This is a genomic window from Pseudovibrio sp. WM33 (genome assembly GCF_001623165.1).
Classification (GTDB): Bacteria; Pseudomonadota; Alphaproteobacteria; order Rhizobiales; family Stappiaceae; genus Pseudovibrio.
The window spans coordinates 149-20,847 of the sequence record NZ_LMCK01000016.1; the positions used below are offsets into that span (position 1 = coordinate 149).

Annotated in this window: 14 protein-coding genes and 1 pseudogene; 8 read left to right on the forward strand and 7 right to left on the reverse strand. The window is 50.2% G+C overall.

What is annotated here, in order from left to right; all coding sequences use genetic code 11:
* The 3 genes and pseudogenes from PsWM33_RS03945 to PsWM33_RS03955 form a co-directional block, all read left to right on the forward strand.
* A pseudogene (locus PsWM33_RS03945) lies at positions 1-387 on the forward strand (integrase core domain-containing protein); the annotation flags it as partial.
* 86 nt (positions 388-473) lie between these two features.
* Positions 474-743 (forward strand): hypothetical protein, encoded by a 270-nt coding sequence (locus tag PsWM33_RS03950; protein WP_153039894.1) that lies wholly within the window; start codon positions 474-476, stop codon positions 741-743.
* Between the two features lie 345 nt (positions 744-1,088).
* On the forward strand, positions 1,089-6,272 hold the full coding sequence (locus tag PsWM33_RS03955; protein WP_063299300.1) for a hypothetical protein: 5,184 nt from the start codon (positions 1,089-1,091) through the stop codon (positions 6,270-6,272).
* An 85-nt stretch (positions 6,273-6,357) separates the two neighbouring features.
* Here the strand turns inward: PsWM33_RS03955 and PsWM33_RS03960 are convergent, their stop codons facing one another.
* The 4 genes from PsWM33_RS03960 to PsWM33_RS03975 form a co-directional block, all read right to left on the reverse strand.
* On the reverse strand, positions 6,358-7,548 hold the full coding sequence (locus PsWM33_RS03960; RefSeq protein ID WP_063299301.1) for a cytochrome-c peroxidase: 1,191 nt from the start codon (positions 7,546-7,548) through the stop codon (positions 6,358-6,360).
* Positions 7,548-8,258, reverse strand: a complete 711-nt coding sequence (locus PsWM33_RS03965; protein WP_063299302.1) for an SCO family protein — start codon at positions 8,256-8,258, stop codon at positions 7,548-7,550. The genes PsWM33_RS03960 and PsWM33_RS03965 overlap by 1 nt, the downstream gene beginning before the upstream one ends.
* A 65-nt stretch (positions 8,259-8,323) precedes the next feature.
* Positions 8,324-9,634, reverse strand: a complete 1,311-nt coding sequence (locus PsWM33_RS03970; RefSeq protein WP_063299303.1) for a selenium-binding protein SBP56-related protein — start codon at positions 9,632-9,634, stop codon at positions 8,324-8,326.
* A 22-nt stretch (positions 9,635-9,656) separates the two neighbouring features.
* Positions 9,657-10,469, reverse strand: coding sequence for an IclR family transcriptional regulator (locus tag PsWM33_RS03975; RefSeq protein ID WP_063299304.1), 813 nt, complete (start codon positions 10,467-10,469; stop codon positions 9,657-9,659).
* A 221-nt stretch (positions 10,470-10,690) separates the two neighbouring features.
* On the opposite strand from PsWM33_RS03975, the gene PsWM33_RS03980 reads away from it, so the two are divergent.
* Positions 10,691-11,971 (forward strand): 2-hydroxychromene-2-carboxylate isomerase, encoded by a 1,281-nt coding sequence (locus PsWM33_RS03980; RefSeq protein WP_063299305.1) that lies wholly within the window; start codon positions 10,691-10,693, stop codon positions 11,969-11,971.
* 103 nt (positions 11,972-12,074) lie between these two features.
* Here PsWM33_RS03980 and PsWM33_RS03985 read toward each other — a convergent pair whose 3' ends face one another.
* Both PsWM33_RS03985 and PsWM33_RS03990 read right to left on the reverse strand, forming a co-directional pair.
* Positions 12,075-12,767, reverse strand: coding sequence for a hypothetical protein (locus PsWM33_RS03985; protein WP_208991899.1), 693 nt, complete (start codon positions 12,765-12,767; stop codon positions 12,075-12,077).
* 190 nt (positions 12,768-12,957) lie between these two features.
* Positions 12,958-13,839 (reverse strand): LysR family transcriptional regulator, encoded by an 882-nt coding sequence (locus PsWM33_RS03990; RefSeq protein ID WP_063299306.1) that lies wholly within the window; start codon positions 13,837-13,839, stop codon positions 12,958-12,960.
* A gap of 142 nt (positions 13,840-13,981) precedes the next feature.
* On the opposite strand from PsWM33_RS03990, the gene PsWM33_RS03995 reads away from it, so the two are divergent.
* The 4 genes from PsWM33_RS03995 to speB all read left to right on the forward strand — a co-directional run bounded on the left by PsWM33_RS03995 (position 13,982) and on the right by speB (position 17,968).
* The gene (locus PsWM33_RS03995; RefSeq protein ID WP_063299307.1) at positions 13,982-15,004 is read left to right on the forward strand and encodes a TRAP transporter substrate-binding protein; all 1,023 of its coding nucleotides are present in this window, start codon (positions 13,982-13,984) and stop codon (positions 15,002-15,004) included.
* A gap of 62 nt (positions 15,005-15,066) precedes the next feature.
* Positions 15,067-15,672: a TRAP transporter small permease gene (locus PsWM33_RS04000; protein WP_063296878.1), complete on the forward strand. Its 606-nt coding sequence runs from the start codon at positions 15,067-15,069 to the stop codon at positions 15,670-15,672.
* Positions 15,669-16,949 carry a TRAP transporter large permease gene (locus tag PsWM33_RS04005; protein WP_063288608.1) on the forward strand — a complete coding sequence of 427 codons (1,281 nt, stop codon included), beginning with the start codon at positions 15,669-15,671 and terminating at the stop codon, positions 16,947-16,949. Before PsWM33_RS04000 ends, PsWM33_RS04005 begins: the two co-directional genes overlap by 4 nt.
* A gap of 20 nt (positions 16,950-16,969) precedes the next feature.
* Entirely contained in the window at positions 16,970-17,968 is a 999-nt protein-coding gene (gene speB / locus PsWM33_RS04010; protein ID WP_063288609.1) for an agmatinase, read from the forward strand.
* A gap of 126 nt (positions 17,969-18,094) precedes the next feature.
* Here the strand turns inward: speB and PsWM33_RS04015 are convergent, their stop codons facing one another.
* A complete protein-coding gene (locus tag PsWM33_RS04015; protein WP_063299308.1) occupies positions 18,095-20,656 on the reverse strand; it encodes a GcvT family protein in 2,562 nt (853 codons plus the stop codon).
* Between the last annotated feature and the right edge of the window lie 43 nt (positions 20,657-20,699).

Here is a 20,699-nt window from a genome sequence, read left to right on the forward strand (position 1 = left end):
GGCAGCCAAAGGTGCTGCACCGTCCGTGCCTACTGTCCGATAACCGGAGCTCCTATGTCTCTACCGACCTAGCTGAATGGTTGGAGGAGAAGCGTATGAAGCATGTTCAGGGAGCGTCCGCAAACGCAAGGTAAGATCGAGCGTTGGCATCAGACTATGAAGAACCGCATCTTACTCGAAAACTACTACATGTCAGAGGATCTGGAGGCGCAAATCGCAGACTTCGTCGATTACTATAATCACCGCCGCTATCACGAGAGCCTTGGCAACGTCACGCCAGCCAACGCCTATTTCGGGCGAGATAAACAGATCCTACAGCATCGGAAGATGATTAAACGAAAAACTCTTCAAAACCGCCGCTTGCGCTACCACACACAAGACGCTTAACATCAACAAGCAAAAGGGCCAGACACTCCGCTATTCGAAAACCGATTTTGTCCAATTATCCCTGATGACGGACAGCAGGTATCGAAGTGTTGACCCAGATGGAGCGATACCAGGTGACTTATGATACACCGTACATTCGTAATCTACCGACACAACTTAGTATCACTCGCTCAACCGAAGAACAGACCACCAAAGAGGTGATTGGTCCGTCCTATGAAGATCCGTTCCGGATTGAGTTGGACGCCTTCTATAAAGCTATAGTGGATGGAGAGTTTTACGAAACAACGCTAACTGACGCAGCAAACGACTTAGCCTTGTTTGCCAATGTTGGAGCGAAGTTTATAGATGTAACCTGAATAATATTATAGTTAAATCAACGCATTAATAGGCATTTCTGAATCTCTTTCTCAAGAATGCCTGTAGGCTCTCAAACCGTTACAATCACATTTCAACACAAACCAACGCAAAGCCATTTTCCGTTGTGTGCATTGCGTAATAACCATCTCTTTTCGTGTATTTAAACCTTGCCTCAAATACAAATCCAGACTGGATCTAAACTTACCTTAACTTAACCAAGTATCAGCAACGTAATTTTCAGCGAAAGACTTGATTTTTCCCATATCCGAAGAGCGACAACGCATAATTCTGCGGAGCGCGATTAAAGTGTGAAACAGCAGTTTCCTGAACTTCGGAGATTCCAAATGCCTGAGAATAACCTCCCTCCAGAGCACGAAAACTGGGCGCATGCAGTCTTAAAGACGATGAAGGTCAGGTTTAATCTGCCTGATGATGATGATCAGGTGCCGAACAGCGAAAATGGGCAAGGTGGCGAAACAGTCTCTGCTTCTCAGGCAGAGCACCCCCCGCAAGACAAAGCCGAAGAACAGCAGGCTGTTCTGGATCTGGCAGAACGCAAGCGTATTCATCAAAAGGAATTGTCTAAAGTAAGCAGGAACTTAAGGTCCCTTGCTAAAGCAGTACATATAGCTGGCAAACGAACTGATGTCTTCATTGAAGACGTCACTCAAAGGGTGTTCGAAGACGCTAAGCAGCTTGCCGAGGCCAATGTAAAGCAAGCCAACGACATCATGAACAAGCCAGATAAAAAAGGCTTTGTTGACCTTGGTAAACTGCAGGCCTTCATGGACCGTGGAGAAGAATATCTCCGCGTGATGCAGTCCAACTTCAAGGAAGGCCAGGACATCACTCTCGATAGCATGAGGGGGATAGCAGCTGAAGCAAAGAAGAAACTGGATGATGTCCATAAGCAACGCGCCAGTATTGAAACCTGGAACATTGATCTGTCTCGCTTTGACGGGGCTTACGAACAGGCCGCTGAAAACATTAGGGATCTGAACACGGCATTGAACAGCAACAGCATCTCTGTTGCCAAGCAAAGTCTACAAGCCGCATCTATCAATCTTGCGGTGTTGAAAGACCTGCTGAAGAAAACGCAAAAACATGCTGCAAACGCGAAAAAAGATATCGAGAACCGAGTTCAATCAACCGAAACAGCAGCTGCTGATCTGAGTACACGTAAATTCGAAATAGAGCATAATCCCAAAGACTTGGTAGAATTTGAGAAGCTTCATGAGGCGGTCGTGGCTAGTTGCAAGCAAGCAACATCTCCGGTCGCAGCAGGCAAAGGCTTTGAGGCGGAAAAGGCGGTTGAGAGCGCTGAAAACGGCTTCATCGAAATGCAGCAAGTTATGTTGCAAAGCATTGCGTCTTCTGAAGGGACGCCTGAAGAGGACGATGATGACGAGAACGAAGTAAAACTGCTTGCTGGTGATGCGATTGAGCTGACAAAGAAGGCAGATGAACTGGCCTCTCAGGAAGGGTTGGTGAGCGAGTATAACGGACTTCTGCCCGTCTTTAGGAAGGCGGATAAGTCTGCACGTAGCGCCATTGCAGATGCGCAGTCTGACCTATTAAAAGGTGAAGTGCTGTCCGCAGAAGACAAGCTTGAAAAGGTCAAGCTTGACCTGACTGAGATGCATGAGATTGCTGTTGAGGCACAGTCGGCTCTTGAGATTGCACAGGATCAGATCGCTTTACTGCAAAAACAAGCTGCTCCATTGTTCTCCCGTCGCTCTGAGTTTGTGAAATTCGCAGAGGTAAATGAGAGAAAAGTGATTTTCCTCAAAAGGTTCGATAATATTGCGGGCGAAGTTGAGTTCAACCTTGATCGCGCGGACACAGCGGTGAAAAATGAAAACCTGAGCGAGGCCAATCAGGTCACCGCCAACGCACAGACCTCCATTGCAAACCTGCAAAACCACGTCGACAAATTGCAGAACTTCCAGGGGATCAGAACAGCTGCCACTCAGGTGGAGAATACTGAACTCTTCATGCAGACGCTGGACAGATTGCGAGAAAATATTGCCGCATACAATGATCGCAGCGATGTCTTCAAAGACAAAGAAGAAGAGGCAATTTTCGATAATCTATACGATAGAGCTGTCGAGTACTCCGATCAGGCTGAAATTCTCTTCAAACGCAAGAAATACGAAGACGCCGACGATGCAATCGATAACACCCAGATTGCTCTCAGCGGCCTCGAAATCGCCTTGGAACGCGGCGCAAAAACCGCAGCCAAAGTTGCAGGCCTGAAGCTTGATGTGCAAGAGGCCTGGGGCAGAATTCAAGCCTATGAAAACGTTGCGAATGGCATTGTAAATGATGAACTTTGTGGGGAATTTCTCAGTTTCAGGATGATCGCCCAAGGCTACGCCAAAGAAGTCTTCGATTACATCAGCCAAGGCCGAATCACAGACGCCAGAGGCGCGCTGGCAGACCTGAAGCAATCTATGGTCAATTTGGACGCTTTTGTCGCCAATCCGCCAAAACCAAAGCAACCGGAAAGCTATCAGGCAGGTACGGAAACATCTGAAGTGGAAGAGGAAGCTCTAACTATAGAACAACTGGCGGAAAAAGAAGAGCAGGAAGAAATTGCACTATTCGTCAGGGAGTTAAAGCAGCTTCGCGTTGAGGTCGAACAGCTGAAAAACGCTGTCAAAGAGGGGAATAAAGTTTGGGAACGTTTCTGTGAAGGAGACTACCTCCAACGATTCCAGAACTCATTCCAACTGGCAAACGCCTCAATCGATGAAGCGATGGATTGGCTCACAGGCGCTGACCAAATGATGACACCTGGCCCACGGATGAAAGTCAATCAGGATCTATTCATCACGAGCATACGAGAGCCAATCACAGAGGCCAAAAAAGCCTATCGCGACATGGAAAATGCGTTTGATGTCAGTAAGCAAATCGTGATGTCGCAGCTCAACGGCATCTCTGAAGGGGCCAAATACTATCTTGCCGCATTCGAAGATATTTACAAAGTGCGTGAAAACTTGGGTGGCTGGGCGATTGATCTGTCCGCATTAGATGATGCCTATCTGACAGCAATGGACAACATTGCGGAACTCAAAATATCCGTAGAACAACAAGATGTTGCAGCATCTCGGGATGCTTTGGATCTGGCTGAAACACACCGGCAGAGCATGAGACAGGCGAGTGAGGTAGCGGAAAAAGCAGCACTAGACGAAGAACTTAAGGTCTTCACGTCATTTTCTGACTTGCTGACTGACTACATTAAGCTGTCCGAACTTGTAGACACGGTTGCAAAATTTCCAGAGATTTTGAAAGTTTTTGAAAATGCAGATGCCACTGCGAGAGCTGGTCTGGATAAAGCTCATGAACTGGCAAAATCTGGAGAGGGAAAGGCCGCAGTACTGCAGTTTTCAGAGATCGAGAAAGCTATGGACGTCATGCTCGATGCTCTCGGTGACGCAGGTGTTGCAGCTGTGAGATCAGAACTCGACGCACAAGCCCAGTACGATGCCGACATCACTGCCTTCAGAATTAAAAAAGACAATATTTATTCTGATGTTAGCAAACTACAAGACATTGTAATAGCTTCATACGATGAATGGTGGCCGTCCTGTCGTGACACCTATTTTGAAGGGACTTTCATTGAGGAATTTGATAAGGCACGATTGAATCTTACTGCTGCAACTGACTTAAATAACTCACAAGAGGACGGAGACCGTAAAGCCATCATTGCGGGCATGGAATCCGGGTTACAAGAGGCACTGGATGCCTTCAACGCGATGGACAATTTCCGCAAGCTCAGTGAGAACTTCACAGAGTCTCAGATGAAAGGATTGAGTCAACGGGCCGAAGGTTTCGAAAAGATTATTGACAACGTAAATGTGAGCCTTGATCAATATGCAGATTGGGGGTTGGATTTTACCGATTTCGAAACAAACTACAATAAAGCCAAAGGGTTGGTTGAGCAATTGAGGGAAGCCATTCAGAGAAAAAATTATCTGGACGGATTAGATCTCAATCATCAGCTTACCGATGCCGTGAAGGTGGTTGAAGCCGAGAAACAGCGTTATGCGAGCCTATTTGAAGAGGCAAAGGCGAGTTTCATAGAAGGCTTTGAAGTCTATCGGCAGCGCATTGCAGACGTTGTTAAACGTCGACCAGAACTCGAAAAAATCAAACATCTTACAACGGCTTTTGATGATGCTGAACGCTCAGCTCTCCAGGCGATAGATCGAGGCATTGCCTTGATTAAAAAAGGAGACCGCTTCGGTCCTGACAAGGAAAGTGAATACATACTCAGCCAGGAAGATCGCATGCTTGAACTGCTCCAGGAGGCAATGCCACTTTCAAAAGATCCAGAAAAGCTCGCTGCCACGATAAAGGAGAGCCAGCAAAAACTTGCCGAGTTCGAGGCTCTGAAGAAAGACATTCAGGATGGCATGGACCGTGAAGTCTTTGAGGCAATGCAGGTGCGCGGTGCTGAACATGCAGCAGAAGCACAAAAACTGATGGAGCAGGAAAACTTCGAGAAGGCCGAGTTTGAGCTATTTGCTCTGCGCGTTGTTAATGAAGCTCTGCAATCAAGACACGATTCCGGTGTAGCCATAGCAGACAAAATTCCTGAGCTGGAACAGGAAGTTGAAGATGTAACAACGGATCTGGCCGATCTCAATAAACTGAGCAGCACGATCCAGAATGCCGACGACGCAGTAAACTACGGCAAGTATCACTCCATCGGTATCCGAACGGCCTTTGAAGCAAAAGACTTTCTCCTCAAAGGTGAGATCAGACGTGCTCAGGCAGCGTTAAATACACTCCAGTACTACCTTGATAAAATGGAGGAACTTCTCGACAAACAGGGAACGAAAGGTCCTAAGCGCAGGTCTGGTTCGGTGCAATCTAAATCAGAGGATCAACCTGAAGAAACGCTCAAGCCATCAGAAGAGCTGGAGTTGGAACGTGAGGACAGCTTCGGCCCAGCTGATGATGAAGAGCAAAAAGCCAACCTTCAAGATGCAATCGCGTCCACTGACCAGCTTCTGGAAACAGCCAAAGCAAATGTTAAAGACCTGCTGGATGCATCAGAAGCAGAGTATTACGGGATGATCCTCCAGAAAGCCGAAGAGCACGCCGCCGCCGCAAAAGACCACCTCGCGAATGCCAGATTAGACGACGGCGATGAAAGCATCGAGTACCTCAAGGTTGCTTTGGACACTCTACATGATGCGCACCGCGTAGGTCTCGCAACCTCGCAACTTGCACCGGGCTATGAAAAAGAGATCGATGAAATTGGCCAAAAACTCATCCTACTCAATCTGAAACGCAACACGATTAGCGAAGCGAAGGCTCAGGCTGAGTTTGATAAGGTCCGCGACGAAGCGAGCGCATCAGTTTATCAGGTTGCACGCTTGCTCAACGACAAAAACATCCGCAAAGTTAAATACGAAATGGACACCCTGCGTGAAAAAGTCGGCAACCTGGAAAAAATCCTGAACAGCCACACCAGCAGACGCGCAAAACTGAAGAATCTGCTAAAGCGCAAGAAGTAGAACGTGTTTGCGAGCGATGAGGAGCATTCTAGTCCGGATAACAACACGCACTGCAAGTCTGAGTGGATCGACCTAGGTTGCCACCTTAGTGATTATCAGGTGGCAACACTCTTGCCTCGCTTATCAGGCAGTCGAGATCAGGAGAGGTCAGGCTTTGCAGGAAGGCTTCGAGGTCTTGTTTTTCAGCTCTTGTGAGGCCAAGCGGGCGGATGCGTGGGTCTTGACCACTCAGTTGTGATCCGCCTTGGTCGTAGAACTCAATAACCTGCGAAATCGTACTGAGATGGCCGTCGTGCATATAAGGTGGCGTTACTGTGAGATTACGCAGCGAAGGCGTGCGAAACCTCCATCTGTCAACTGGGTCCTCTGTTACCTCATAGCGCCCTAGATCAGCTTCGCGTTCAGCACTAACAGATCGGATTTTTGAAAATTCCATCCGATGCACCACTCCGGGGGCAACTTGCACAGGAATGCTTGTCGGGGGATTTTGGCGCTTCTCTTCACGCATCTGACCATATCCGGTGTCATGGAAAAGTTCATCCGTAAAGAGGGCGTAGTCATCTTTGATCAGATGGCAAGCACTGCAGCCCGCTTTGCCGTTAAATACCTGAAAACCACGCTTAACATCGGCACTAACAGCAGTTTCATCACCACCAAAGTACCATTGATCAAAGGGACTGTTCCCCGCAAGGATTGTTCTTTGATATGCGCCAAGGGCCATCCCAACCCTGTCGAGAGACGCCTGAGCCTCAAAGGCATCCTCGAACATCTGCACATAGTCCGGAATCTCCTTCAAAAGAGCAACAACACGTCCCGCAGACGGATTTGCCATTTCATTTCGCGCGGTTAATGGACTGATAAACTGTGTCTCCAATGCATGATCCCGGCCATCATGAAACAGCACATTCAGATACCCGACATTCAAAATGCTTGGTGAGTTTCGCTTAAGACTGCGCCCTTCAACGCCGATGGCTGTGCTCAGCTCCCAATTGGTGAACCCTTGTTCTGGAACATGGCACATGGCGCAAGACATTGTGCGATTGATCGACAAGCGCCGATCGAAAAACAACTTCCGGCCCAACTTAATCTTCGCAATACTAGGTGGGTTGTCATGTGGATGTGGGACGGGCGGAAGTCCAAGCGGGGTAGAAAGGCTCCGCTTCAAAGCCAGTGCAGACCAGTTTTCTAGGTCTGCTATGCAATGCGATTGTGCATGTGCGCCATCTGTCCAACACAGGAGACTGCCAATCAGACATGTAAGAAACCACTGGCGCATTATGACCTGCTTTCTTCCAGTAGAAGCGTCTCCACATCAGTGATCAAGAGCCTCGGGTCGATGGTTCCAAGCCCATAAACGTTACGTACAACGCCTTCGCGATCAATCAGATACATTCGTAAAAGATGATTGATGACCTCCTGATCATTCGACCGATCAATGACTTGGCCAAAACCATCCAGAATAGGCTGCAGATCTGCCATGCCTGAACTTGTAAGCACGTGCCATTTCAGCTTTTGATCGGCATTCGCATCGATTTGAAGGGGGTATGAAAAGGAGTTGATGGCCTCAACCGTATCGCGGGCAGGATCAAAGCTGATCGTGATGAGTTGAACGTCTTCTCGCAGTCCGGGAAGCTTCTGGCTGGCATCGTGAATTTCAAAGAGCGTCGACATAGCGATTGGGCACCCATTCTCATCGCCGCACATCAGATAGACAAAGCTCACCAAATTGATCTTACCTCTGGTCAGTGCTGCAAATGAATGTGTCTGTCCATTTACATCCAGAACCCGTCCATCTGGCGCCGTCCTAAACCGGTTCAGCGTGTAAGAACCCGGCTTGGGAGGATCAAACTGAAACTCTTCATGAGGGGTAAAGGCATCTGAAAATGGGCGAGTGGGAGCAGCTTGTCCGGCCATTAAGGTATACCAGAGTGCTGGAAGTGTTGCTGCAACACCACTGAAGACCAGGAACTTTTTCAATACACGCATGCATCAGACCTAATGAGTTGGAAAAGCATGGGGCAACACGCGTGCTGCCCCAAAACGAGTTTGATCTAGCTGGTGTACAGCTCAGAACTGCCAAAACGCATGATGTGCGCACGGCCAAGGCCGAGCTTGTAAAAATCGATATCAAAGTCCTCGATCAGCTCTTTCCCATCCCAGGTGTATGCACGCAGATATTGCACATCGTCGTCACCCTTTTTGTCCCAGTTTGCCAGCAAGGAAGAGCTGAAGTAGACCCGTTTCCCATCCCAACTCTGGCTGACCATGTTGACCTGACGGTCGATGGTTTTCTCATAAATTTGAGAGGGGTTATGCGGATCGGAAATATCAAAGAGCCGCGTCTTGCCATCCATGAAGCTGTTGACCCACAGTGTCTGATCATCAGCAGCTATGGAGATATCGACGGGAAGCGGAATGTCCGCTGGATTTCCGATGTCCGCTACATCTTTGGCCTGCCATTCTCCGCTGTCGTCCTCATAAATCAACCAGAGTTTGGAGGTGAGAGCGGTCGTAGAGAATGCATAGTTCGCATTCGGCCCCCATGGGAAGCGGATCTCCAGCGGAGCGCCCGGCACGTTGAAGACCTTACGCGGCTGACGAGTATGCAGATCCCATTGAACGATCGTATTGCCAAACCGCTTCATCGCGTCGGCATCTTGCAGCATCTGCCCAAAATCCATCATGTAGTTTGACCAGCCAGTAAAGGAGGAGGTCAACATGATGTTCTTGCGAATGAGTGCGCGAATGTCATAGCCATAACCGTCCGCAACAGCATCCCCCACAGCAACGGCACCCTGCATGTCACTAGCGGTTGGCATCCAATAAGTCGCCACGTAATCGCCGGCATCGTTGTATTCAACCAGTGCCGTGCGCCCACCATGATCATCATCATTGGAAAGCCCGGTGATCATCATACTGCCGGGAAGGGCAAAGAATGTATGTGGCCCAACAACGCCCCCTGAATCCTTGACAAAGGTCTCAATAGTTTTGTGGAGGGATGGCTTTGATGGGTCACTATGTACGTCGAAGATGAAGATGCGATTGGTATCCAGACCACCAGTCCAGAAATAGCGACGATCTGCTGAAAAGCCACCATGATGTGCTTCATTCCGTCCGCCGACAGAAAGACTGTTGATCACCTGACCGCGCATGGGCGAGTCTGGCCGCAGATCAATGGTAACAAGCTTATCTTGCTCATCGCCCATTCCCTCAACGCCGAGTGTCCAGACATAAACGAATTCTTCCTGCCCGGTAATCTTGGGCATGTAAGGTGACTGACAGGTTTCATCAGCAAAAGCTCTAAACGGTCCGGCAGCCGCTGCAGCAGCAACAACCAGTGCACCAAATTCTCTTCTATTCATAAGATCCTCCAATAGAAATTAATTAATGAGTATTTCGAGTTGCCTCCAACTCGCCGGAGAGAGCCTCCAAATTTGCTCTCTCGGCATCAACAATTGAGCAGTGCTGAATGGCAGCTGCGGCGCGTATGTTTTCTTCTTTGAGTACAGGTAAAATATGCGTGTGAAGTCGCGGCTTTATGCGGTTTTGGGGGCCAACAACACCCATGCTGAAGAGTGCTCCAAGTCGGTCAACCATAATGGGCACGGCAATGCTGGTGACACAGTCATCAATCTCGCCATCACAAAGCGCAAAGCCATCGCGCCGCACGTTCTCCAGCTCAGCAGCGATATCAGAACTGTCAATGAGAGTGGCTTGCGTAAATTGCACGCGTTCGGTTCGCAGCAGTTCATCTCGCAGTTCGGGCAATATGAAAGCAGCAATGGCTTTGGCGGAGGAGCAAGCATGAACAGGCCGGGTCCCGAGGCCGGGGTAAATATAAGATATGGATGGATCATTGGGAGGCTCAACATGGATAAGTTCCACACGGCCACCACGATATCGTGCCAAAAAAGCCGTCTCACCAAGTTCAATCACCAGCCGGTGGATCATAGCAGAGACAGCTTTGATCACATGTGACTCTGATTTTCCTGTGAGGGCAATTTTGATAAACCGGATACCCAGAACATACCGTTTGCCGTCCTCAACCTCATCCAGAAAGCCGCAGCGAAGCAGAGACGACAGGTTCCGATAGATCGTTGCTCTGGGAAGCTTGGTCATCTGCGCAAGATCGTTCGCACTGACCGGCTTGGCGGCTCCAGCAACAGATTCCAGCAGCTGTATCAAACGTTCCTGCATGAGATTCTCACAATATGGACGTTTGAAGCGTATTCTGAGAAAAGTTTATCCGACAACCCGTGAAATTTGACAGAATAAGGCGTCTTTTTGTAGCTTACGTATTACGATTATGCGTCATTGAACGTCCGTTAGGTTTGCAGGCATCAATCAAACGCCTCGTTGCAGCAAAAGAAATAGCAGGTTAACGTTGCCCCTCACTCTTGGATGGAGGAGCCGTCTCTATGTCGTTTCACTCAGCAATAAAGTCGAGAATTGCAGAATACATTACGAGTGAAACCAGAGTGCAGCGAAAACGGGCCTTCTACGAAAAACAACGAAGTCGGCGGGGTGAGGCGCATGAAGTACATTATTTTCATCATGCCGCAGATCCATATGCTCACCTAATACTTCAAATGCTCGGCGACTTTCAGCAGCACTATGCAGTCACCCTGAAAATCCATCTGATCTCTGGCCCGCCTGATTGGGCCGTACCTGAAAGGTCAGCGTTGGAAGCATATGCTCGAGTGGATGCGGCCTTCCTTGCCAAACATTACGGCCTGACAGGCAGGCCTTTTAAGGCCCCAGATGAAACCCAAATCAATCAAGCAGAAACGCTAATGGCAGAGGAACTCGCCAACGATGCATGCGTGAGTAAGCTGCTGGAAATAAGCACTAAATTGTGGTGTGGAGAAAAAATCCGATCTTCAGTGGAGGGCGACAAGGTTGATCAAGCCAAAACCTGCGGTGATACGCTCCTCGCAAAACACGGGCACTATCTCGGCGCGACCTTTTATTATGGCGATGAATGGTATTGGGGCATCGACCGGCTACACTATCTCCAGGATCGCCTGCATGAACTTGGACTTGGGCCTTCAGCCTCCAAGTTGGCGCCAGCAGTAGCGCAAAGGCGACATTCTCATAGACCGCCAGCACATATGGAGGTCGATTTTTTCCTTTCGTTCCGGAGTCCATATTCGTATCTGGCATTTGATCGTACATGTGCCCTGGCTGATCGACAGGGGATAAAGCTGAACATTCGGCCCGTCTTACCCATGGTCATGCGCGGCTTGCCAGTACCGCCTATGAAGCGGAAGTACATATTGGCTGATGCCGCGCGTGAAGCCCGCTTGCATGCCATTCCATTTGGCCGGATTTGCGACCCACTGGGAACAGCAATCGAGCGAGGCTACTCTCTCCTCGAGTTTGCTGAGAAGAATGACAGGCTTAGGGAATTTTGCAGTGCCTTTATGACTGGCGTGTGGGCGAAAGGTGTTGATGCAAGCACAGATAAAGGCTTGTCACGCATCCTCGCAGATGCCGGTCTGGATTGGCAGCAGGCACGTCTGGTTGTCGACAATGAAGATTGGCGTGCAAGAACAGAGCAAAACCGCAAGGAACTTACAGAGCTCGGGCTTTGGGGCGTGCCCAGCTTTCGAGTTGGAACCATCGGTATATGGGGGCAAGACCGCCTCTGGGCAGTTGAAGACGCCATATGCGACGCCACTCTAACTGTCGAAAACTAGATGACGTTTCCATCATGTATACTTTGAAAGGTAAAACTTGGTGGAACTGCCAAGGCAGCCACGGGATGCAGGAGGATCCCATGGCTTGATCAATCAGGCTCGTTTAGGCGTTACCAAGGAATGCCTGAAACGCGTTAACGCGTTCTGCATGCTCACGTGGGTTAGCAGAATGTTTGACAAGTTTTGCAAGCAACTCGGTACAGGTCTGACAACGCGCACGCAGGGCATTGTCTTCCTCAGTGATCTCATAACCGTCGAGTTTTTCGTTTTCTTCCAGTGAAGAGACCGCATGAGCGGTGCGGGCAATGGCTTGCGCCAGAACTTTATCCAAAATCACTTGTGCTCGTCCTTCAAACTCATCCTTCTCGGTGAGGTTAGAAAGGTGAGGGCACATGAAGGTGATGTCCTCCGCAATAGCACTCTTCATCGTAAAGGAAACGTGCTTGAGCGCCTTTGAGACAACCGGAGGCATGCGGCCAACCGAAATGTCATAGCCCGCCATCAGCAGCGAATTCGGCAGGTTTTCAGAGTATTGCATCAATGCCAGATAGAAAAAGCCGGAGCACTGGAACAGATCAATCGCAGCTCCCTGCGCCACTTCACTCTTTTCAGTCTCGCGATCCAGCAATCCAGCCAGTTCGCATAACGCAGTAAAACGCTCTTCCATACGTTTTTGGGCATCCTCTAAGCCATTCGCAAACGCTTTAGGTGACCCGCTGGCCGTTGGAAACAAAGGAGTGGAAGTGTCAAAGAGATCAGCCAGTTTTCTGGCTGCATTTTCGATTTGTTCAGACAAGGTGCATCCCCTGATCATAAGAGCCGAGCATTCAGCTTCCTACATCACAAATAAACCGGGATGCAATGTCTAAGCGCCACAAGTTTAAGAATGGCCACCAAAAAGAATACTAGAATTTGTAATAGATAATGACTTTGCTAATTAAGCAATTGAAACGGTTTATTCCTTTCTTTGTTTCTTGATATGATCTTTACAATCCGTGCAGCAACGCTTTGATGAACCACTCGACAGCCTGTCTGTGTGCTTGGGATTTGCGCGAAGCGATGTAAAACTCTGATGTCCAGGTCAGATCTGGATGTTCCAGAAGGCGCATTTCGCCGGTGTTGACCCATTGGGTGGCGTAGTGATCAGGGAGGACGCCGAGGAACTTCCCACTCAAAATAAGAGCCGCTGCCGCTTCCATGTTTGTTACAATTGCCTTGGGCTCTGGGGCTTTGGCATCCCGTGCAACGATCATGTCGTAGGAGCGCTGGCACACAGCGTGATTATTCAGGATGTCCGGCGAGATTTCATTGGTGTCACATGCAAACAAGTCATGCGCCTGACCGCAGTACATATAGTGATTTTCACTGCAGACCTTAATGTACTCAAGCTCATCGCGCTTTCGTTTAAACGGTGCGATCGCGATATGCAGACTTCCCGTAATCAGCCCTTCTTTCAAGTCATTCGGAGAGGCAACAACCAGCTCCAGATTGACGTCGTTCTCCTTTGAGAAAAACCGCTGCAACGCAGGGACTAGTGGAAACCCCGGAAGGCTGATCACCGTATCAACAATGCCAATGCGCAGCTGTCCGGTAATCGTACCGCGCAACTCGAGCAGTTCAGCGTCGAAATCCTCAACCAGTCGGATAATTTCGCACGCCTTCTCATAGGCGATCTTACCGCGTTCAGTGAGTTGAAAGCCACTGCGACCGCGCTCACAGACGCGATATCCAAGCGCAAGTTCCAGATCCCGGATGCGGCAGCTGATCGCCGATTGAGATATACCCAGCCTGAACTGCGCCTCAGAAAAACCACCACATTCCACGACAGCACAAAATGCTTCGAGCAGATTGTTTCGGAGAAGTTTCATCTGATGATCTTCCTGTTCTCAGATAATTTAATTACATTGATATATTTCATGTAAACATAACTTATTTGATATTTTTTCTAGGTTCAACATCTAGTGTGCTAGCGGCGAGGAAGATTGGGAACTAGTTCTGTGGGAGGATGAAATGAACTCAATTCTTAAATCGCTAAAGACACTAACAGCTGCAATGGTTCTGGGCACAGTCCCGCTAAGCGCTTATGCAGAAGACTGGAAATTCGCCATCGAGGAAATTCCAGGCTCGATCATGGATGCCTATGCGCAGGAGTTTAAAAAGCGCATTGAAACCAAGACCGATGGGGACGTGACCATCACGATCTACCCAATGGGAACGCTTGGCACGCCAACGGATACGGTAGAGCAGGCGACGGATGGCCTCATCCAGTTCACCAACGTATCCATCGGTAATCTGGGGACCATCGTCCCGGAAAGTCAGATTTTTCTGTTGCCATATCTCTTTTCATCTGACGCCAAAGCAGTCTCAAACATTCTGAACAACTCTGAGACCATTTACGGTGATCTGAATGAGGATTTCCGCAAGCGTGGCTTAGAAGTCCTGACCATGTATTCAGAAGGTCCTCAGGTCTGGACCACCAACAAAGAAATCCGCAATCCGGATGACTTCTCTAACTTCAAAATGCGCGTCATGGTCTCTCCAATTTTGTTGGAGACCTACAAGAACATGGGCGCGAGCCCAACACCGCTGCCATTTGGTGAGGTCTTTGGCGCTCTGCAGCTTGGCGCTGTAGATGGACAGGTAAACCCTGTTCCAACCATCGAAGAGATGAAGTTCTATGAGGTTACGGATTACCTGATCTGGGCTGGCGAGCAGGAACTCGTCACCACCGTTGTTGCCGGAACTGATTGGTTCGACACACTCTCCCCAGACCGTCAAAAGCTTGTTAAAGAAACAATGGCTGGAATGTCAGGTTTCATTGATGGTGTGGTCTCTGACTTCAACCAGAAACGTCTCGACACCATTAAGTCGAACAAGCCTGAGATCAATCTGGTGGTCCTTTCAGAAGAAGAACGCAACGTCTTCCGTGCTCGCAGTGAAGCAACGGCAAGTGCCTATGTAGACGCTGCCGGATCTCGCGGTGAAGAGCTGTTGAAGACCTTGAAAACTGAGATTGCATCAACTCACCAATAATAGGAAGTCCCACATCCCAGCTCTCAAATGGCGGGGTGTGGGTACACTGGAGGAGGGTAAAGATGGAACCCCGTTCTGTCCCCTTTAAGCTCCTCGGGAAAGTTGACGGTGTGATTAGCAAGATTGAGGTCTTCATCCTCAGTTGGGGCGTTATCGCCATGGCCGTCAACACCATCGCAAATGTGTTCGGGCGCTACGTCTTTCACCAGTCGATCTATTTCTCCGAAGAGCTCAATGAGTTTCTGATCGTTATCATCACCTTCATGGGGCTGGGTTACGCCACACGAAAGGGCATCCATATCCGCATGTCGGCCATCTATGATGCTCTGCCTCAGAAGCTTCGTAAGATCCTGATGATTTTGATCACTATAACAACTGCAGCCATGATGGCGACGCTGACCTGGTATGCCGTTGAATATGTAGCGAAAGTTGCCAGCCGGGGCCGGGTCACGCCTGCACTGCAGGTGCCGCTTTATCTGACTTACATCTGGGTGGTTATCGGGTTGGGCTTAGCAACCCTCCAATATCTCTTAACAGCTCTGCGAAACCTCAATCTGTCGGAAGAGGAAATCTACGTCTCCTATCTGGAGGTCGACAGCTATGAGGATCCGGAAACGGCCGCCGCAGTCGCGCGCTTCGTTGAGAAGGAAGAGGAGACCGCAAAATGACAGAGCTCATGCTAACGGTCATGGTCGTTCTGCTGCTGTTCGGATTCCCGATGAAAATGCCGTTGATCTCGGCAGCCTTTATCGGGTTCCTGATCTACTTCCCAAACTTTAGTCCGCAGATACTGGTCCAGCAGATGATAGGTGGGGTCAAACCCTCTGCCTTGGTCGCAGTCCCAATGTTCATCCTTGCTGCCGATATCATCACACGCGGTCATTCTGCTGATCGTCTGATTGATGTGGTGATGCGCTTTATGGGGCACATCAAGGGCGGGCTGGCTATCTCGGTAACCAGTGCCTGCGCATTGTTCGGGGCGGTTTGTGGCTCTACGCAGGCCACAGTTGTTGCGGTTGGCGGCGCGATGCGGCCACGTATGTTGAAGTCAGGCTATTCGGACAGCTTCACCATTGGGTTGATCGTCAATGCGGCTGATCTGGCTTATCTCATTCCGCCATCTATCGGCATGATCATCTATGGTGTTGTGTCCGGTACATCGATCTCGCAGCTTTTCATCGCTGGCATCGTTCCAGGCCTCATCATCGTGGTGTTCTTTTCTGCTTATTGCATGTGGCATGCGTACAGACACGACATCCCCGTACTGGAAAGATCTGACTGGGGAGAGCGGTTTGATGCGGTAAGGCGCGCACTCTGGCCCATGGGCTTTCCGCTGATCATTGTTGGCGGAATTTATGGCGGTGTCTTCTCGCCAACAGAAGCTGCTGCCATCTGTGTGCTGTACGCCGTTGTTCTGGAAGCCCTGATCTTCAGATCCATCCGCCTTCGCGATCTGCCGGATATCGCTCTGTCGACGGGGGCCATCACCTCGGTGGTGTTCATCCTGATCGCAGCGGGCGCAGCCTTCTCCTGGACCCTCTCGTTCGCGCAGGTGCCTCAGACAATCATCAGTTCGCTCGGGCTCAATGAGGCTGGACCGATAATGACGCTGACGGCGATCATTCTGGCGTTCTTCATCGGCTGCATGTTTGTCGACTCCATCGTGGTGATTTTGATTTTGGTGCCAATCTTTGCCCCACTGATCAAATCGACGGGTCTTGATCCGGTGCTGGTTGGAGTGCTCATCACGCTGCAGGTTGCCATTGGAGCTGCCACACCGCCATTCGGGTGCAACCTGTTCACGGCAATTGCTGTTTTCCGCCGACCATTTGTGGATGTTGTCCGCGGAGTTCCCCCATTCTTGCTGATCTTGCTGCTGACAACAGGGCTTGTGATGGCATTCCCACAAATTGCGTTGTTCTTGCCAGAACTCGCCTACAGATAATGAACTAACGGAGAAGAAATATGTCTGATCACGGCTATAAATCCGGGCGCCTCAATCTGCCATTCGTTGGAATCTCGACCTTTGGAAAAAAAGAGTATGTGTCGGATTGGGATCAAATTGATGCGGATGTAGCGGTTCTGGGTGCACCGTTTGACTTTGGCGCACAATGGCGCTCAGGCGCACGTTTTGGACCACGTTCCGTGCGCGAAGCGTCCACGCTGTTTTCATTCGGCCATGCTGGTGCGTACGACCATGAAGATGACGCCACCTATCTCAGCAGCGATGTCCGTATCGTTGACATTGGAGACGCGGACATCATCCACACCAAGACCGTTGAAAGCCATGCGAACATTGAGTTTGGGGTCAAGAAAATCCTCGATGCTGGTGCGCTTCCTGTAGTGATTGGCGGTGACCATTCAATCAACATCCCATGCATCCGCGCCTTTGAGGAAGATTGTGCTGAAAAAGGTCCGATCCATGTAATCCAGATCGACGCACATCTTGATTTCGTTGATGAACGCCATGGCGTGACGGAGGGCCACGGCAATCCTATGCGCCGTGCGATTGAGAAAGAGTATGTCTCAGGAATGACCCAGCTGGGCATTCGCAATGTGTCCTCCACCGCCAAGGAAGGCTATGACGATGCTCGCGCAAGAGGCTCTGACATCCTGTCGGTCCGTCAGGTGCGGGAGCTGGGAGCAGAAGCTGTACTGGAGCGCATTCCGGCAGGCGCGCGTTACTATGTGACAGTCGATATCGACGCCTTCTGCCCGTCCATCGCATCCGGTACGGGTACCCCAAGTCACGGTGGCTTCCAGTATTACGACGTGCTTGAAATTCTGCAGGGCCTCAGCAAACGTGGTGATGTGGTTGGCATGGACCTTGTGGAAGTAGCTCCTGCCTATGACCCATCTGAATCCACGCAAATTCTTGCAGCCCAGCTTCTTTTGAACTTCATCGGCTTCATCTTTCACAACAAGAAAGCCGCGGTAAGCGCACCAGAAACTGAAACTGCTTAAAGCCGATAGGAACGACGCCCATCGCGGCGCGAATTAACACTGTGCACGACAAGAAAATGGCCCCGGATCTTAATCAGATCCGGGGCCATTGCATTTCTTCAAATCTTTGCGTGCAAAACGCACAATTTAGCTTCGAGGCTTCAGGTTTTCCGGGTCGTAGAGCGGCGCATATCCCACTCCGGCGACTTCAACCGGATAGATTTCATCGAAGTAGGACACCTCCAGCTGTCGCCCTTCCTCGCAGTATTCCTGCGGCAGATAGGCGAGGGCGATGTTTTTGCCGATGCTCGGTCCATAAGCAATGGATGTTGTATAAGACCGCCGCCCCAGATCATCCACCAGTGTCTCACCCGTATCCGGATGCATCACAGGCAGGTTGCCAACTGGGTAGCGCGCGACGCCGTCTTTGTCGGTGTTGTCTGTCATCACCAGTGTACACAACATGGCAGGTTGAGCCTCACGGGCGCGATACTCTGAGTGCTTTTCTTTACCGCGGAAGTCAGCCGCTTTCACCTTTGGTCGGGATAGATCGGCTTCAAAAAGATTGTACTGCGTGTGCAGGTCTGCATTTTGCAAGCGTAATGACTTCTCCAGGCGCCGCGAGTTTGCATAGGTCTCGACACCCACCGCAATCACGCCGATCTCGCGCAAAGCATCCCAGACAGCCAAACCGTCTTCATAGCGCATATGCAGCTCCCACCCTTGCTCACCCACATAAGAGATGCGGAAAGCAGAGACGGTTTTGCCAGCAATGGTGATCTCGCGAATAGCTGCAAACGGGAAGTGTTCTGGTGTAAGGGTGTCAGGGTCCTCAACGACCTTCTGCAGGTTTTCACGAGCGTTTGGCCCCCAGATACCAATGGTCGTGTAATCCTCACTCACATCTGTGATGGAGACATTCCAGCCATTATCATCTGCAACACGCTGCATATAGACAAGATCACGCGGTCCAGCATCTGCTCCATTCACCAGTCGGCACCGGTCTTCCATACGAAACACCGTGAAATCAGCACGCACATGGCCATCATCCTCCAGCATATGTGTGTAAATGCCTTTGCCAATATTCTTGTCACCGCCAATTTTGGCTGCGCACAGCCATTCCATCAGGTTAACGTGATCTGGACCCGAAATGTCAGTCATGTGAAAATGGGAGAGATTGATGATGCCGCAATCCTCACTCATCTCCAGATGCTCAGCATTGGAAACACGCCAGAAATGGCGCTTGTCCCATTCGTTCTCACGCTCAGGCACTCGGTTACCATGCTTGTTCAGCAAGTGCTCATTGGCGGCATAGCCATGGGCACGTTCCCAGCCGCCAAGCTCCATGAAGTAGCCACCGAGCTCAACTTCCCGCTCATAAAACGGTGAGCGACGGATGCCGCGAGCATTTGCAAAGGGTTCGCGGGGATGAACAGGCGGATTGTAAATCTTCTTCGCAGTCTCCCAGCACCGGTCATGGATGTATTGCTCTTTCAGCTGGAACTCGTTGAAACGAGAGAAGTCCACCGAGTTGTGATCTACATGGGTCTTGCCATAAGTCATCCAGTCAGCAATCAACTTGCCCATGCCAGGACCGTCTTTAATCCAGATGCCGACAGCATACCAAAGCCCGCGCAGCTTCCGGCTTTCTCCCATGGAGGGGCCACCATCAACGGAGGCTTGCAAAAGCCCGTTGAAGGAATGGCTTTCATTAAATCCGAGCTCAGCCAGAACCGGCGTCAGTTCCATCGCTTTTTCCAGAGGCTCAATCACATCCTCAAGCACCAGATCTCGCTGGGAGGGAGAAAGACGGGCCTGCTCTTTTTCTAAAATGTCACGCGGATGCACGAGGCGAGGATTTTCCTCGTAATAGTAGCCCCATTCAATCTGACCGCCTTCAGTGCTCTTCGGATCACCCGTATCACGCATATAGGCAGAGTTGCCCTGATCCCGCAGCAAAGGCATGCCGATCTCAGCGCCTGTGCCTTCAAACTCATTGTAAGGACCGAAGAAGGTGAGGGGATGGTCCACTGGCATGACAGGCAAATCCTCGCCAGCCATCTCCGCAATAAGGCGCCCCCAAAGGCCAGCACACACCACAACATGGTCAGCATGGATGGTCCCGCGCTCTGTCTTCACCCCAGTGATACGGCCATTATCTGTGATGAGCTCCAGCGCCGATGTGTTGGCAAAGATCTTGAGCTTCCCGGTCGCTTCACCCAGATCAATAAGCTTGCCAGCAACAGTTTGAGAGCGCGGAACAACAAGACCGGCATCAGGATCCCACAAGGCTCCCTGGATCTGATCTTCTTCCAAAAGCGGGAATTTCTCTTTGGCTTCAGCAGCACTGATGATGCTCACATTGGTGCCAAAGGCTTTGCTTGAATCCACCCGGCGCTTGAGCTCGCCCATGCGCTCATCATCACCCACACGCGCAACTTCCAACCCACCGATACGGGCGTAATGACCCATCTTCTCGTAAAAATCCATGGAGTACATGGTGGTCCAGCAGGTCAAAAGATCGTGGCTGGTGGCATAACAGAAATCAGAGGCGTGAGCTGTTGACCCGATATCTGTCGGAATGCCGGATTTGTCGATGCCGACAATATCGTCCCAGCCATTTTCAATGAGATGATGGATGACGGAAGCTCCAACAATGCCGCCAGCGCCAACAATCACAACTTTCGCTTTGTTAGGAAATGCGGACATGTTTTCGATCCTTTACTTCTATGAATTCTCGGTGCGTTGGCAA